The following is a 15543-nucleotide window of genomic DNA, read 5'->3' on the forward strand; positions in this document are numbered from 1 at the left end:
CTTACGAATTCTCTTTACTAAAATATTTATAAATTTTCCCCTGATAAAAGAGCAGAACAGCTGGAACCAGCAAAAATAGCATCCTACCCACAATGGTATTGGCAAATAGGATCAGTGCTCCCAACCAGCGGTTCCTGCCGCGGTATAGTCCGTGGACGTCCTGCCGTGCGACCGTTTTCTTCATAGCTCCTATTTGGGACATAGGGGGATAATTGTCTATATCCACGGTCAATTGGTTTCCTGCCTTGGCAATGACCCGTTCTACAAAGAGCACATTATTCTCTTCAAAAAGAATGATTTGTCCCTTTACGATTGGGTACTGGACATCGACTTTCTGAAAATAGGCCAGATCATTGGCCATAATCTCCGGCTCCATAGTACTGGTACTAAACACAAAAGGGATCACTCCACGTATGGTGACCTCTTGACCTGGCGTCGAAGAATTGATCAGGATAATGAAGAGATTGAAAACCAGGGCGGCACAAATGAAAGCAATCAAAAATAAGGTGGTCACCGTATCGACAATTCTGCCGCGCCATCCTTCCTTGACCTTGCCGCTCATCAATGTCTGTTTGCCTGTTTTTGAATCGATTTCTACCAAATTTACACCTGCCGGAATAATCGCTGAGTCGGAAGGAAGATTATAATACTTGGCCAGATTTTTGCTCCGCAACAAACATATCAAGCAGCAAGATATCATAGTTGCAGCCCCGATCAGCCAATACAGTGATAGTTTTAGATCGAACAGGATAAAGAGGTTCTGCATCAACACGCGGTTGGATATAATTGCATACTGTCCCAACGTTATTTTCATCACTAAAATGATCACGGCGGTTAAGAAGGTCCAATACCGGCCGTTAATGACAGTCTTGGCAAAGAGGGAAAACGTCATGGATAGGATTGTCATGAGAAGCAGGTCTCCGAGCCCTACAAGGTAGAGGTTTGGCAGATACGAGACTATAAAGGTGTATTTCAGAAAAAAAGTGAGGATTATCGTAACCGCAAAGCCAATGGTATAAATCAACAGCACAGAATACATTAAGGCGGCAAACTTGGAGACAAACATACTCATCGGCTGATAGCCCATTTGAATCAAGAGATACCAGGAGTTTTTTCTGATCTCTGAGAAAAAAAGATAATCATAGTAAACAATAAAATAAAGGATGTTGAAAACAACCGCGATGTGAATATAAAGATAAACCGTAGAGAAGTAACTAGCCTGCATGATTTCGGGAACAACATCGGAAAGCACGCTTTTCTGTAATGTTTGAAACACAAAGTAAAGGGCAAAAGAAACAAGACCCAAAAACAGAGCTGAGGCCATTTTTCGATTAGTGCTGATTTTATTTCCCATGTAGGCTTGGCGAAGTTCTTTTTTGAAATAGCTATTCTTGTAAATCATGCTGCCGCATAAGCTCCTCATAGGCATTTTGCACTGTTTTAGGATTAATTTCTATAGAATCTGGTGTAAAGCCCGATTCTATAATTTTTTTATAGATATTACTATGGTCACTGGCTTCTGAAGTTTTGCGGCTGATCATCAGGCTATCGCCTTTAGAGTCCAGCTTATAACTCGCAAGCAGCGTGCTGAGTTTTTCCATCATGGACTCAGCGGCTTTATCCCGAATAATCACTTCCACTTTGTCAAAGCTCAAACGAAAATCTTCAACTGTGCCGCTGTAGATTAATTCTCCCTTTCTCGTGATTGCCGTATGAGAACAGGCCTTCTCGATCAGACAGCAGTTTTGAGAAGCGAGAATTAAGGTTTTCTTTTTCTCCCTGATAAAACGTGTGATGTTGGCGATGGCATTAATGAGTACCTCATCCCAAACGTATTCAGGAAGGTTAAAGACGATGATCAGACTATCGGAATAAGCCGCAGCGATTAACGTAATGACGGCTTTTTCCTCTTTAGTCAGCATATAGTTAGGCGTCAAGGAAAGGTGGCCCAGTCCGACTGCAATGATTAATTCAAAAATCTGCTCCTGCAGTTCCACCCGGTTGATCTTTGATTTGGCCGTGGCAAACATCAAAAATTCCAGCACGTTCATATTGTTATAAAGCATCTCAGAGCTCCCGATATAAAATACGTGCTTGAGGATCACCCGCTTGCGCCTCATCATCCCCCGCTCAATCAGCACACATTTACCCTTGTCGTAGGGTCTGATATTTGCCATGATTTCCAACAACAGCTTGATTTCAAACAGTGACGTCCCATTAATACCCCAGGTTTCCGCACTTCTGATCAACAGGCTGATATTGTCCAGCACTCGCCGAGGCTTCTCTCCGCCGATCAGAAAACGTTCACTTGAGGCGACGCCTTCCATTAGTACAATCTGCTCCGGAACATATTCCATGTTGTTTTCTCCCATTAAGCCGGCTTTATGTTAACGGTATTTTAGCAAAAAATACTCCGATCACCCTATTCGGCGTGAGCAGATCCTGATCCGGTGAATTTATCGGATTATCCCCCTTTGTGCGGTAAGCTTTGCTGCCGTTGTTATTAACAACCTCTATAATCCGATGTGTAACAATAGCATTGGATAAGGTTCTGAATGTAACAATTTCACTGACTTTAAGATTTCCCGGGTCTTTTGGTATTCGGCTGACAATCACTGCTCCGACCTTCAGCGTAGGCTCCATACTGCCGGACTCCACAGCAAAAACCTGAAAGCCCAGGACATTAGGGATTCCCCCCTTGCCCTTGGTAATTTGAATAGAAATAATCGACCACACCAGAAGTAAACACACCGCTAAAAATATTACCCCGCTTGCTGTTTTCAGAGCCTTTCTTCCTTGGGGCAGCCGGCTTTTAGCCGGGGTTTTTCCAGAAGATATTCCCGCCATCTTTTCTTTTTCACGCAGAATTTCCTGGCGCATTGCTTCGATTTGTTCCTGGGTCGTATACCTTGTTGGTGTCATGGATTCAACCTTCTTTTAGGGGAATAGAGACCAACTCAAACAATTGACTTCCTTATTATGTCCTATGAATATGTAAAAAATCATAGTATCGTGAGCCTAAAATAAACAGGGCGCGAGTCTCCACTGCCTCTCGCGCCCTTTCGAATATTAATGATTCATGTTGCTTATTGCTGAGTACCGGTAACAGACACCTTGACGTCTGTTCCATAATTTGCTCCAGCATAATTGATATCGGAGTTGCTATCGCCAGGCCAGTTCACTGATACGGTATAGGTTTTCTCTTGTCCGGTAGGGCTCAAAGCAAACGCGTCGTTAAATACAATTCTGCCACTTGAGTTAACTGTGCCAACAGTATCACCGTTAGAGTTTTTGACAGTCACTACCAACGGAGCTATCACACTTTTGCCGGCCTCTGCTTGAACATCCACAGCGAAGTTCAACCCCATCGCGGTCTCACTTATAACGTTGCCGTTATAGTTTTTGACGCTGAACTGCCAACTCGTTGTTTCAGATGGGGCTATTTTTACATCCTTCGTAAACGTATCTGTACCGCCTTGAACTAAGGTGAATTCTTTGGCAACGACACTGCCTTCGGCAACATTATCAATCGTTGTCGTATACATGGCCAAAGTTCCGGCGATTACAGACGTGGATAGAACCAAGACAAGTGCGATAATGGTTAGTACCTTTTTCATAATATCATTTTTCCTCCAACTTTAATTGATTATTGATTAAATTCCGGCTCAGTGGTTATCTATCTTGTGCAAATCAGGGTAAATACTTGTACCGAAACTGGTAACGCTCGTATAGCTGGAAAGAGTGCCTATGGTTAAAGAAACAAATACTATGGCACTCAAAGCAAGAATTAAGAGAATTTTTTTCCTCATGTTCCCCCCTCCTCGTCTCATCCATATAATCCAGCCAAGGTCCTTAGTTTAAGGATGCCTCGCCAAATTGACATGTTAAATTCACATTCGTAATATCACTTGTATTACTTCCGCCAACACTAATACTTTGGATTGCCGCAGTACCCATACCTTGTGCCGGACCTCCAAAGGAAACGCTTTGTCCCGGTAATATATTATCTGTTGCCTGATTGTTATAAGCAGGGTTAAGGAATTTGTAGTATCCCGGCGGTGAGGTGGACACTAACTTGGCATTACTCCAGACGCCGGTCAGCGTATCCGTAGGAAGGTAGAAGCCAAGGCTCCAATTATTGATTGGCTGAGAGGTATTATTGGTGACGGTAACTTTATAATTATATTGATAAACACCGCTTTGTCCGTTCTGCCATGGAGTTGTTGTTTCATAACGAACGCTGACCTGCTTTCCCTGGGATGGGGACGTACTAAAAGGAATCTGGGAAGCAACAGCATTAACATTGATCATCGTTCCATAATTACTGCCGGCATATTTAGCGTCGGAAGAGCCATTATCCGGCCAGTGTATTTGCACAAAATAATCCTGCTCCTGCCCATTAACTGCAAGGGGAAATGATCCCAGCACATCAAAGGTGCCCACTCCCGTCACACTGTTGAGCACATTGCCTTTGGAATCCTTAACGGTAACTTGCAAAGGGTCTATGGCCTTTTTGCCTGTTAAAGCTTGTATATTAAACGTAAGTTTGTAGTACATATCCGTTTCAGATACTGTACTGTCTTTATAGTTTTTAACGTTGAACTGCCACTGAGTGGTCTCAGACGGCGCTATTTTCAATCCCTGCTGAAAGGTATCAGTACCTCCCCCTACAAAGACGAACTCTTTAGCAACGACACTGCCTTCAGCCAGGTTGTCAATGGAGACAGTATACATAGCCAATGTTCCTGCCACAATTGAGCTTAACATGACTAAAACCAAAGCTAAGATAAAAATGGTTTTTTTCATAGTTCACCTCAATACTTTAATAATCATCAAGGTTATTAAAAATTACTTGTAATTTACTTTGTTTCATTCTATTTTCCATTGCTTCGCTATAATAGCATAGTAAATTTTAGTGGTCAATTTGTAGATTAAACCAATTTTAGCAATTGGTATTGAGTCATGGTTATTATTCACAATTAATATTATCGAGTAAAATCAATAAGTTACTAAATAACTTAATAAAATATGGCATTTCATAGCCAAATTATTTAAGCAAACTAGTGTAATTTATGGTAAAACAGCTTTTAAGTTTATTTAACTTTATAACTACAGATTAGTAAAACCCTTTAAGCATTAGTCTATTTGGAGGGCATTTGCTTATTTCAATACGATAGAATACACAAATAAAGGATCAAACCTAGAATTTCTTCAAGGTTTGATCCTTTATTTTAAAAATCCACCAAGGGATGGCTCTTTTACTGTATTAGCTTTTTCATCTCAAGCGGTCCATTCTTACTTATTTTTCCTATTTAACGTCCGATACATTCTGAATATTCCCGAGATCATCCAACAACCAACTGGCATTGGGAGTTGTCGAAGTTACTAGTGAGCTAAAGCTCTCTTGGCCCTGTATCTGGAAATATTGAAAGACTGCCAGTGGTCCTCTTTTTCCAGCGCTTGCTTTTTGTAGGTAAGCCCCTTCTCCAACTGACCGGCCAACACCTGATCAGATACGCTGTTCGCAAAGTCTGCAAGCTTGGGTACGACGTCGTAGGAAAGCCTTGTCAAATATAGAATATCTATAGGATTTCCCTTATTGTAACGGTCGATATTATTTTTAACAATAATGCTGTCTACATTAATATAATTAAGCAGCGTATAGGCAACTAATGATATTACGATGTAAGCTTTGAGTAAGGGTACAGTTTTACGCCATATCTTACACAAGGTAACTATAAACAGCACAAACAGATATCCCATGAAAGCATGGGTCAATACTCTCAGATAGGTAAAACCGTATACCTCTTCATACAAGGACATTCGGAAATGGGCCGATAACAATATGATGAAAGTACTCACCACTAGAACTGTATTTAAGATTTTTACAGCATTATCCAGCCTGCCGCCTGACAATTTAATACAATTCATATTCCCCAGAACAATTATCAGATTTATGAAGGTGATGACAACCAATTCAAAAAAACCTTTCCTGGCATATTGTGCATAGGTGAAATTTTGAGGAAGACCGTACTTCAAGCTGCCAAAGAGGTAGGAAAACTGAATTGCTATAAAAAAGGCATAAAGCAAATCAATCAAAACAAGCATGGTGGAGACAGTAATCGGATCTAAAAACACTCTCGTGTTTGTCAGGCTGTCGGAAGCTGAAACTGCCTCCTTTGATTTTGCCTTTGAATTAAACAGGCTCCAAAGGTAGCTAAAGATAAGGCAAGTCACTGCAGCCACAATCATCAACCTTGGAACAAATTCACCAAAGCTGATGCCCCTGAAAACGTTCGGTATTCGTTCAACAAGCTGGCGAAAGATATCGTCTGCAGAAGCTAAGAGGGGAACGATTACAATGAGCAAAGCTACTGCAATCAGTAAACCTGCCAGTACCTTGCCTGCCACTCCCAACTTACGTAGATTTGCTCTGCCTTGGGCAAATTTCGATATCACATAAAAAGGCTTAAGGCAGTTCGCTAGAGGGCGGGCAACTATACCATGAATTATCTCCATCAAAAATTGAGATTTGAACCACTCATGTCGATTGTTGGAGGTCAGAAGCAATGTATGAGCAACGAGGAGAATTGGAATGATAAAGAAATTTAAAACCGTAAAAATCCAATTGGAATAAATTAAATAGGTAAAAGAAAGAGCAATAATAGGGATGCCCAGAAGCAATTTCCTATTAAATTGCCCTTGTTGATTATTTCGCATGTTCCAGAATAAGAAGCTGTATAGTGCTATTATGTATAACGGATAGGACAACCCAAGGGGTTTGCCATAGAACAAAAAATCAAATAGTAAGCCAAGGATTAGTGCAGAAATCAAGAGATAGCCATTCTCTTTCTTGGCAAAACCCTCGCTTTTGTTGTCTAATGGCTGCATATTAATTTGATCCATCGTCACTCTCTCCTATGTGCCCATCAGGCATAAATTCTAAAATATCCCCCGGCTGACAGTCTAAAGCGCGACAAATCGCCTCCAAGGTCGTAAAACGAATGGCTTTAGCCTTATTGTTTTTTAAAATCGAAAGGTTTGCCAAAGTAATATCAATTTTTGCTGCTAATTCTGATAAACCAATTTTTCGTTTTGCCATCATGACATCTAAGTTTACAACGATAGCCATCTTAAGCATCCTTTCTTATACTGTTAAATCATTTTCTTCCTTAACTGCTATGGCCTGTTGGAAAACTTCTGCCAGAACGATAGCAAAAAGCCCTGCAATAATGAACACCATAGCAATAATCGCCGTTAGAACCGAATTATAGAAAAAAATCTTAATCATATAGGCTGCTGCAATCACAAGGCAAGACCCTCCAACGCGGTTCAGACTTTTAACATTATCCAACATAAAAGGGTTTCTTCTGTTTAGGGTTTTAAATATCTTCCTCATCTCGTTAACCAACCCCAGGCACACTAACCCGGTTATGTAGAGGAATCCAAGCAAAAAGTAATAGTTTTCAGTGCTCGTTCGATAAATAGTATTCATATACCATTTCAGCGCAAACGGAAGAGCGATATAGATTCCAAGACCCCCTAGGAAAATAAAGTCCAAAATCCGTTTAACGATACCCGACAATCCTTTTTCTCCCAAGATAACCATGATATACGTTTCCTCCTTTATGACATTCCTCTTTTGAATCAGTATAAACGAAAATTTTATACTTATCAATAAATATTTATCAATAAACGATAAATATTTATTGATTTTTGATATCGAAGCAAAAAAAACCGCCAGACCGTAATTGATCTGGCGGTTCGCATGACTATTACTAAGCTCGGAAATTGCATCTTAGGTATCATAGAACAATATCAGGCCTACATAAGAAACCGTATTTGGGCCATTATTATAAGGTATTCCGGAATCCTTCATTAAGGCCATGACATCTATTCCATTGGCTTCAACAGACGATACTGCTTTATCGGGAAAATAGCATTTTTTCCCTTCAAGATAGGCACATTTTACACAATACATACAGCGACCCGCACTTAAGGGGAGAATTTCCTTAAAGGTATAGTTATTCTCCACATGCTCAAGAATTTTCCTGAATATCTTTTCATGATTTACCTTCCCCTCTTGCATGCCTTCCCAATCAAAAGAATCTTCCAGCTGATGAACAGTCTGGAATAACAGGCCCTGCTTAAAAGTCTTAACCCGTTTGATCAAAGCATCGATAGGACCGACCGTAGGAGGACACATCCAGTTCTTTTTATAGGAACCACATGAATTTTCTTCACATAGCTTCCTAAAGTCCTTGTTGAACGTAATTTTAGCCACTTCTGTGATGGAAGCATGCGTTGCCTTTAAGGTAAGAGCTTCCTTGACGAGATTGCTTAAAACCGTTTCCATATCGATCGCCCCTTTTACTTTGTACACTTTTTCGAGGCAAGGCCACCCCTAAGCTTAGTTGCAAACGCTTAGAGGACCTTGTGTTTAAAACCAGGGGACCTATCGTCTTCCCTGGTTTTAAACAGTCTCTCTAATAAATTTATTCGCAAGTTATAATTAATAATTACAGTTAGCTTGGAACGTCTCCCACATAGCGATAAAATTCTCAATAGGAACGTCATCCTGAATATTGTGCACTGCCGAGAACACGAAACCTCCGTCCTTGGCGAAGATATCCATGTTTCTCTTGGTTTCTTCTCTAACCTGTTCGGGCGTTCCGTTGGGAAGTGTCGATTGAGTATTGATCCCACCGCCCCAGAATACGATGTCTTTGCCAAATCTACTCTTTAACAGTTCGGGCTCCATATCTGCTGCAGCAATTTGTACAGGGTTCAGAATATCAAAGCCTGCTTCAATAATGTCCGGCAACGCTGCTGTAACAGAACCGCAACTGTGGAGGGTTATTTTGACATCTCCCTTGGATTTGATATAATCGTTCAGTTTCTTATGATAAGGAAGAATCATCTCTCGGATGAGCTTTGGGGAAACAAAGGTTCCACGCTGTGTTCCAAAATCATCAGCTTCACTGGTAACATCGATCAGCCCACCGTAAACGCCAAAGATGTTATCATAGAATTCCATTTTCTTTTCGAGGTGTTTCTCAATAAAGGGTATACAGCGTTCCGGCTCAGCAAGTAACATGGTAAGCCAGTTTTCAAAGCCCCAAATCAAAGGGCCGGTTTGCAAAAAGCCATTGCCAAACTGCTCTGATATGGTGGTCGCAAATCCTGCTTCCCGATAATCTTCTAGTTCCTTGCGTCCTGCCATATCAAATTTATCCGGTGTGGGCCACACGAACTTTTTGTCGTCTTCTTCATCCTCTGCATCTCCCAAAGCACATCCGGCTAAATCGTAATAGAGACCTTGAAGCTTTGGCATTCTGTAGACAGTTCCCCAGTCATTTCTATAGAAATAGCTCTTTTCATCTTCCCATTTCTTGGCATAATAGCTCTCACCCTGTTTGATGGGTTTCAGTCTGGCGGCACGCACGTCACAGCCCAAAAGATCCAGTACCTTGTCGGATGCATATACCAGCTGGTAAGGAATGTGGCACATTTCCAATGCTTCATCTTTAATACCAAAGTAATCTAAAAGCTTAAAATAAAAATACTTTGCCTTAGATCGTCGTTCCACGACCATTTCTGTAACGGATTTATTCATGTAGCCCTGCTTTAACAAATCACGCACGTGTTTTCCAACGAATTCCTTGGTGGTAATCCCCGTCATTTGTTGATAGGCATCATTGGCAAGAATAATAATACCTTTCGCATCTGCTACAACAATTCCGTCATCTAAAGGACCGATGATAGCATCTAACCGATAATTAATCACTTTAAACGTATCCAGTTGGTGAGATAGCGCCTCGAACTCAGAGATATCCTGAAAGATCGCTACGGCCCCAATGATCGTATTTTCTCGCCAGATCGGACTTCGACTAGAAATAATCGCCCGGTCATTAATCTCCATACGCTGGTTGTGGTCTTCCAATCCCGTCTCCATAACTTGGACCAGCCGTGTGTTGGAGATCACCGCCTCGATCTGTGCTCCTACTGCTTGAACTTTAGGGATATTTAGAATGATTGAGGCCGCTCGGTTAAAAATAATAACCTCTTTGTTTCGGTTGATCGCAATAATACCATTATGTACAGATTCAAAGATTTCTTGCCAATCACAAATCTCCAGTTCGAGATTCATATCCTCATCCCTCTTCCCACAACGATTCCAACTAAATTAACGGTAAATTAAACCGAATCAGTAACCTATAGACTCTACTACAAACAACACAATAATTATGGTTTACGGAGTTCTGAGAGATCGGTAATTTTCGTGTCTTAACCGAGGCTTAGCGATTATTACGATAGAATGTGCAGAAGCGGAAAGCTGGCCAGAAGCAATATTTCAAATAACAAAAGCCTCTTTTCTGATTGTTTGCTGCCAAAGCTCAGATACTCTCCCGTAATAGAGTCTAAAATATTCATCTGATTTAATAATACAGCATATCGTTCATTGAGCTCAAAATACTCACTCATTTTGTCAAATATTTGTCTTGATTCGATGGTCTTTTTAAACTCTGAGGGTCTGCCAAGAAGCCTTACACTTTCAATGCTCCGGTATTTAAACCGGATGCTTTTGGCAAGGGTTGCAGCTACCCTTTTGCTGTTTGCCCTTAAATACCCCCTATTCAGCTGAATTATAAACGTTCCCGCCTCATCCAAAACCTCTGAAAGCTCGGTTTCAATCTTGTAAAGCTCGGTGGACTTTGCTAAAATCGTTGCTGCTATATCACTCACAAACTGCTGGTAATGAAATTTCACCTCATCGCCTTCCCACAGGTTTACATGAGCATCTCTCGAAAGGATCATCTCATGAGTCTCATTAAATTTAGACAGTAATTTATAATCCAAATCAATGAACAACGTTCCCAAATAGTCAAGAAAAATTGAAATTTCGTCTTGAGTGAGGTTCAAAAAGGTAATACACCCGTATTTATATAGATATACTGCCTTATTGGTTGAAGCATATTTTAAAATCTTCTCAACGTCCGCCTCTTCTAATTTAATATATTCCTTCCAGCTTACGTCCTTCCTTAGGTTTATAAATGAGGCGACCCGTGCGAGAGGTAACCTTGTTGAAACTTTATAGGTATTAAGCATTATTTTATCCATACTACCCACACCTGTCTTTACTTGATTAAGTCAAGCACCATAAGCACCAATTCAACCACAATCAGCAGAACAATCACCCACTCAACAAACAATCCGCGTATGGAATGGCTTATGGAGGAAAACCCGTCTATAATACTTTTTAGGATTTCAGTTTTGCTTTTTATCACCTCGTAGCGGTCATTTAGCTCAAAAAACTCTGACATCTTTTCATAGAAATCCGCTGCATCACTATTAATCCAGGTAATATCGGGTTTATCAAGAATCATGATATAGGCTATGGTATTGTATTCGTGCCTGACAATCCTTGAAGTTGTTTTGGCAAGATCTTTATTCCCGATATTTAATTTACCTTTTTCCAGGTTATCAATTTTACTTTCAATATCATCAAGAATTTTGCCAAGCTGCTCTTCTATTCTTTCAAGGGCCACTGATTTGGCAATCACGATGGAAATAAGCTGCGGGTGAAACAACGCCATATTGGGAATCTGAACGTAACGATCAGTAAACTCAACGTCTTCACCCTCAACCGGATGAAGTACATAGTCTTCCTGAAACCTTTCATAACGTCCGATTTCAATATCAGACTTTATACTTTTCAGATAACGCATCAAAGCCTCAGTATGCTGTTTGGTTGAGTTAATAAAAACAATACTCCCAAAGGAAAATATTAGGATCTTCTCATCGTCCCCAGGTTCTTCTCCTATAATTGTTCTAAGCACCTGGTCCTGGAGAAGAAGAGGCTCCTCCCAAGTATACTTTTTCCTGATATTGCATTCTACAGCAATCTTATTAAGATCGATTTCATTAGTCACCGCAAAGGCCTTGAACTTTAAGTCATTCATAGGGTTCCCTTAACTTTCTGTTTAATCTTAATGACAATAAGTAGATATTTGTAGTATGTACAGTAAAGACATTTTTCTACTGTTTTTTAGGCAAATCAGCTTATTACCATAACAAAACATCGCGGCGGATTGCTCACCAAAGAAAATCATCATAAACTAATTCAGGTAAACCAATCGATGAGGAAAAAGAATGGCAAAATGAACGGTTGCAACAATTACTATCCGAACTTGTAGAGCTAGTTCTTAGCACAATTATTATGAAAGAGAAGGCATAAAAATCTAATGGAACACCAATTAGCAGAAGCCTTAAAGATTAGTATCGTGGAATTGGTCAGCCTTGTGGGGCCACTAATTGTCATCGGCTTGATCTTAGGTCTTATGGAACGCCAAGCCAACAAATACTTCTTTGCTGCTTTCGGAGTTAAAGGGGTTTTAGCAACCGCTTGGCTGGGGACTCCAGTTCACGAATTTGGGCATGCCTTGATGTGTCTCGTTTTTGGCCATAAAATTAGGGATATTCGATTGCTGACGATTCATCGTACAGATGGCACTTTAGGATATGTCTCTCATTCCTATAATCAAAGGAGTGTCTATCAAACTGCGGGCAATTTTTTTATTGGCATCGCCCCCATTATCAGCGGTATTGGCGCTTTGTTTCTGGGCTTGTACTTTTTGTTGCCCAACTCCTTTAAATTCTTTGAAGTTTATATCCATGCAGGAATGCTCGATAATCCCTTTAACTTAACCTTTGTCAAGGGGTTTGCCAAGGCAAGTCTCGTTCTGATCCAAAACCTCTTTAGCCCGCACAATTTAGTTACCCTAAGATTCTGGATTTTCCTTGTAATGGCTATTAGTGTTTCTTCACACATGGCCTTAAGTTGGGCGGACATTAAAGGAGCAGTCCACGGACTCACCTCGCTATATATAGTTTTGTTTATTCTCACCATCATTAGTAACTCAATAGGTGTCAACGTATACAGATACACTTTGCAAGTCAATCGTTTTAATGCCCATATGCTCATGTTTTCGATATTGGCATTGATCTGCTCCTTATTTACTTTAGGATTAAGTTTTATGGTTTACCATATCAAAATCAGGCAATTGAGCTGAGCAAATACTGCTCAGCTATTGTTAATCGCATAAGCTACCTCCTCCGGACTATCATCCATGGTTTTCGTGAACAGGAAATTACGGCTTTTACTGCTTTTAAAGACCTTTTCAATAATCTCGGAACTTACCTGATCAAACTCTTTTGTTTGATCAAGAAGCAGGGCAATCGCCGGATATTTATCATACCTGGATAGATGCTGCATCCTATCGTTATTAACATACAAAAAGGAGAGCGATTAAGCTCTCCAAAAGGTGTTATTGTATTCTATTCTTTTTCCTTCATGTTTTTTTCTTTTGCGTGCGCAGCGTAATTAAATAGCAGCAAAAAAGTCACGACTACTAAGTAGGCTAGGAAATATAACATTTACTCTCACCTTGCTGTAATTTTCCTACCATTTTCGACAATCCTATCACACTCATAACCCTATTTCAATATACCCTTTTTCCTAACTTTTTTATAGTAAAGGATTAAATGATTTTCATTGATCTCTTATTCGTCAATAGACTTTAACCAAGCAGCCGGCATGTAACGTTTAGCCAAGGTATAATAGTGGCGTTCCGCTTGTAAGATATGAGAGAGAAGGAGGTAAACTTATGCTTGGTGCTACACACATGATCGTAGGTGCGACGGTATACAAGAGGGTTCCTTATAAGATTGAAGGTTATCTGCTTGCATTCTTGGCACATTTTTTCCTGGATGCAATCCCCCACTATGAGCTAAGTGTTCTTCTGAATGACACTCTGGCAATACTGGCTGGGATGTTTTTACTTTTGCTCGCTTGGCACATGAAAGACCTGGGAATTCTGATTGCTGCGTTTCTTGGAGCATTACCGGATATCAATTGGACTTTAAATTGGTCAGCTTCATTAGCTAGAGTTCATTCTTTTTTCCACACAAGTATAAAGCCTCCACCATTCTTTCTGGGAATCGAGGTATTAATTATTCTGGCATCCGTTATTTTTCTTCTGCGGAAGCCTACTGAAGGAATATAAAAGTATTAACCTCATCTTGTGATTCTAACCAAATCATAGTCTAAAACTCCGATTCTTTCTGCTCATTACCAGACTCCCATGCTGCCAACGGGGCACCATCGGAAGATGAAAATAGCTATTTCAAGGAAGTATAAAGAAGGCGCTCCCTTTTCGGGAACGCCTTTTAGGAATATGACTCAACTCTTATCCATTCTAACTGTTAATTCTTTTTGTCCGCTTTTTTGAGCAAATCCGTCATATCCGTCATATTAAATGAGTTGGTTTTATTGACTTCCGGAAAATCAATTTCAATTGGAGCGTTTATTCCAGAAACCTCTGTATTAAAGTTGACGAGCATATCCAAGGCACCTTTTGCCTCGCCGGATGCACCTTGTTGACCGTTCAAAGCCTGAACAAATTGATTCATCTGGGCTAAATCCAATTTGAGATTTATAGTTCCGCTTTCTTTTATTATATACCCGTTATAAAGGTAATATTGAAGGTCCAGCCCTTTATCTCCTAAAATATTGACGTCCTTCAATTGGTCCATTACGTCATTAAAGTTTGCTAAAAACTCTGCTTGCTTATCAGCATCGAATTGTTCAAACGCTTGATCAAAAGCCTTTAAATTTTTCTCTTGATCCGGACCTTGGCTCACTTGAAGAGTAAAATCCATAAAATCTTTAATAAAATTCATAGCTTCTTTATCTTGGACGAAGTTATTGACGGTGTAGCGAATTAAATCCTTGAATTGTTTATCGTCAAGTCTTATCTCATAACGTCTTACTATCTTACTGCCATCGTCTGTCGTCATGTATTCCGACGAACTACTTACCGTATCGAAATTTGGATTAAATCGTTTCGAGTAACTCTTTAAGAAGCTAATTTCCTTATCTCTAAAAATTTGACTGAGTTCCATAAGTTTCGTCATATCGAGGTTACCTGATTCAGGATTCTGCTGATCCAAAGGATTCAAAACCATGTAATCCTTACTCTTGAACTGATCAGGCAAGGTAACCTTAGCAATTTGAGGAAGTTGTATGATCTCGGTTAATTTTGGAGTATCTCCTGCTAAATCAGAATCTACCCAAATAGGCACATTTAAGGTCACTTGCGGAGTCACCAAATTCATAATTACTTGAGCTTGGCTCACGGTTTTTTGCTGATTAGTCTTAGCCTTGGCATCAAAGCCCAAGGTCGCGTTATTTAGTAGTGCAGAGGCCGCATCCACTTGTTGTTGAACATCTGGGTCGAGTCCGGAACCACTCATATGAAACGTCATCACAGTATGTACCTGTTTTGAATTCACATCTTGCATCTTCAAAGCTGCATTAAAAATTTCTTGTTGATTTAAACTACACCCAGTTAAGACCAGCAGTAACGTAGTCATCAAGGAAATCCAGATAATTATCCTCTTCGTTCTTATTTGTTCCCTCTCCCTCCATTAAATGGCGTTTTATCATTCTATGATCTATATCGGCAAATATTTCTGTTTTCA

17 protein-coding genes are annotated in these 15543 nt (G+C 40.2%); 2 read left to right on the plus strand and 15 right to left on the minus strand.

Translation table 11 applies throughout. The annotated features are described in order from the left end of the window. Position 1: 1 nt before the first annotated feature. The 13 genes from VZF35_RS13450 to VZF35_RS13510 form a co-directional block, all read right to left on the minus strand. Positions 2–1402, minus strand: coding sequence for a S26 family signal peptidase (locus VZF35_RS13450; protein WP_407314336.1), 1401 nt, complete (start codon positions 1400–1402; stop codon positions 2–4). Beyond that, the gene (locus VZF35_RS13455; RefSeq protein ID WP_407314339.1) at positions 1386–2357 is read right to left on the minus strand and encodes a hypothetical protein; all 972 of its coding nucleotides are present in this window, start codon (positions 2355–2357) and stop codon (positions 1386–1388) included. Before VZF35_RS13455 ends, VZF35_RS13450 begins: the two co-directional genes overlap by 17 nt. Positions 2358–2382: 25 nt before the next feature. Further along, positions 2383–2922 (minus strand): signal peptidase I, encoded by a 540-nt coding sequence (locus VZF35_RS13460; RefSeq protein WP_407314341.1) that lies wholly within the window; start codon positions 2920–2922, stop codon positions 2383–2385. 164 nt (positions 2923–3086) lie between these two features. Continuing rightward, complete coding sequence (locus VZF35_RS13465; RefSeq protein ID WP_407314343.1) at positions 3087–3617, minus strand: hypothetical protein; 531 nt, start codon at positions 3615–3617, stop codon at positions 3087–3089. 48 nt (positions 3618–3665) lie between these two features. After that, on the minus strand, positions 3666–3809 hold the full coding sequence (locus VZF35_RS13470; RefSeq protein ID WP_407314345.1) for a hypothetical protein: 144 nt from the start codon (positions 3807–3809) through the stop codon (positions 3666–3668). Between the two features lie 43 nt (positions 3810–3852). Next, positions 3853–4806 carry a cellulose binding domain-containing protein gene (locus VZF35_RS13475; protein WP_407314347.1) on the minus strand — a complete coding sequence of 318 codons (954 nt, stop codon included), beginning with the start codon at positions 4804–4806 and terminating at the stop codon, positions 3853–3855. 579 nt (positions 4807–5385) lie between these two features. Next, complete coding sequence (locus VZF35_RS13480; protein ID WP_407314349.1) at positions 5386–6906, minus strand: DUF4153 domain-containing protein; 1521 nt, start codon at positions 6904–6906, stop codon at positions 5386–5388. Then, positions 6893–7132: a helix-turn-helix domain-containing protein gene (locus VZF35_RS13485; protein ID WP_407314351.1), complete on the minus strand. Its 240-nt coding sequence runs from the start codon at positions 7130–7132 to the stop codon at positions 6893–6895. The genes VZF35_RS13480 and VZF35_RS13485 overlap by 14 nt, the downstream gene beginning before the upstream one ends. 15 nt (positions 7133–7147) lie before the next feature. Beyond that, on the minus strand, positions 7148–7609 hold the full coding sequence (locus VZF35_RS13490) for a DUF2975 domain-containing protein (protein ID WP_407314353.1): 462 nt from the start codon (positions 7607–7609) through the stop codon (positions 7148–7150). A gap of 189 nt (positions 7610–7798) precedes the next feature. Further along, positions 7799–8356 carry a DUF2284 domain-containing protein gene (locus VZF35_RS13495; RefSeq protein ID WP_407314355.1) on the minus strand — a complete coding sequence of 186 codons (558 nt, stop codon included), beginning with the start codon at positions 8354–8356 and terminating at the stop codon, positions 7799–7801. A 156-nt stretch (positions 8357–8512) separates the two neighbouring features. Continuing rightward, positions 8513–10150: a PAS domain-containing protein gene (locus VZF35_RS13500; RefSeq protein WP_407314357.1), complete on the minus strand. Its 1638-nt coding sequence runs from the start codon at positions 10148–10150 to the stop codon at positions 8513–8515. 158 nt (positions 10151–10308) lie between these two features. Continuing rightward, positions 10309–11121 (minus strand): RMD1 family protein, encoded by an 813-nt coding sequence (locus VZF35_RS13505; protein ID WP_407314359.1) that lies wholly within the window; start codon positions 11119–11121, stop codon positions 10309–10311. Between the two features lie 17 nt (positions 11122–11138). After that, on the minus strand, positions 11139–11963 hold the full coding sequence (locus tag VZF35_RS13510) for an RMD1 family protein (RefSeq protein ID WP_407314361.1): 825 nt from the start codon (positions 11961–11963) through the stop codon (positions 11139–11141). Positions 11964–12245: 282 nt separating this feature from the next. Between VZF35_RS13510 and VZF35_RS13515 the strand changes: the two genes are divergently transcribed. Continuing rightward, a complete protein-coding gene (locus tag VZF35_RS13515) occupies positions 12246–13073 on the plus strand; it encodes a hypothetical protein (protein ID WP_407314362.1) in 828 nt (275 codons plus the stop codon). Between the two features lie 11 nt (positions 13074–13084). On the opposite strand, the gene VZF35_RS13520 is transcribed toward VZF35_RS13515, so the two are convergent. Then, positions 13085–13297 (minus strand): hypothetical protein, encoded by a 213-nt coding sequence (locus VZF35_RS13520; protein WP_407314364.1) that lies wholly within the window; start codon positions 13295–13297, stop codon positions 13085–13087. A 370-nt stretch (positions 13298–13667) separates the two neighbouring features. On the opposite strand from VZF35_RS13520, the gene VZF35_RS13525 reads away from it, so the two are divergent. Next, complete coding sequence (locus VZF35_RS13525; RefSeq protein ID WP_407314366.1) at positions 13668–14066, plus strand: hypothetical protein; 399 nt, start codon at positions 13668–13670, stop codon at positions 14064–14066. 199 nt (positions 14067–14265) lie between these two features. On the opposite strand, the gene VZF35_RS13530 is transcribed toward VZF35_RS13525, so the two are convergent. Continuing rightward, the gene (locus VZF35_RS13530) at positions 14266–15435 is read right to left on the minus strand and encodes a hypothetical protein (RefSeq protein WP_407314368.1); all 1170 of its coding nucleotides are present in this window, start codon (positions 15433–15435) and stop codon (positions 14266–14268) included. Positions 15436–15543: the final 108 nt, after the last annotated feature.

This window comes from Desulfosporosinus paludis, assembly GCF_045689965.1.
Taxonomy (GTDB): domain Bacteria; phylum Bacillota; class Desulfitobacteriia; order Desulfitobacteriales; family Desulfitobacteriaceae; genus Desulfosporosinus; species Desulfosporosinus paludis.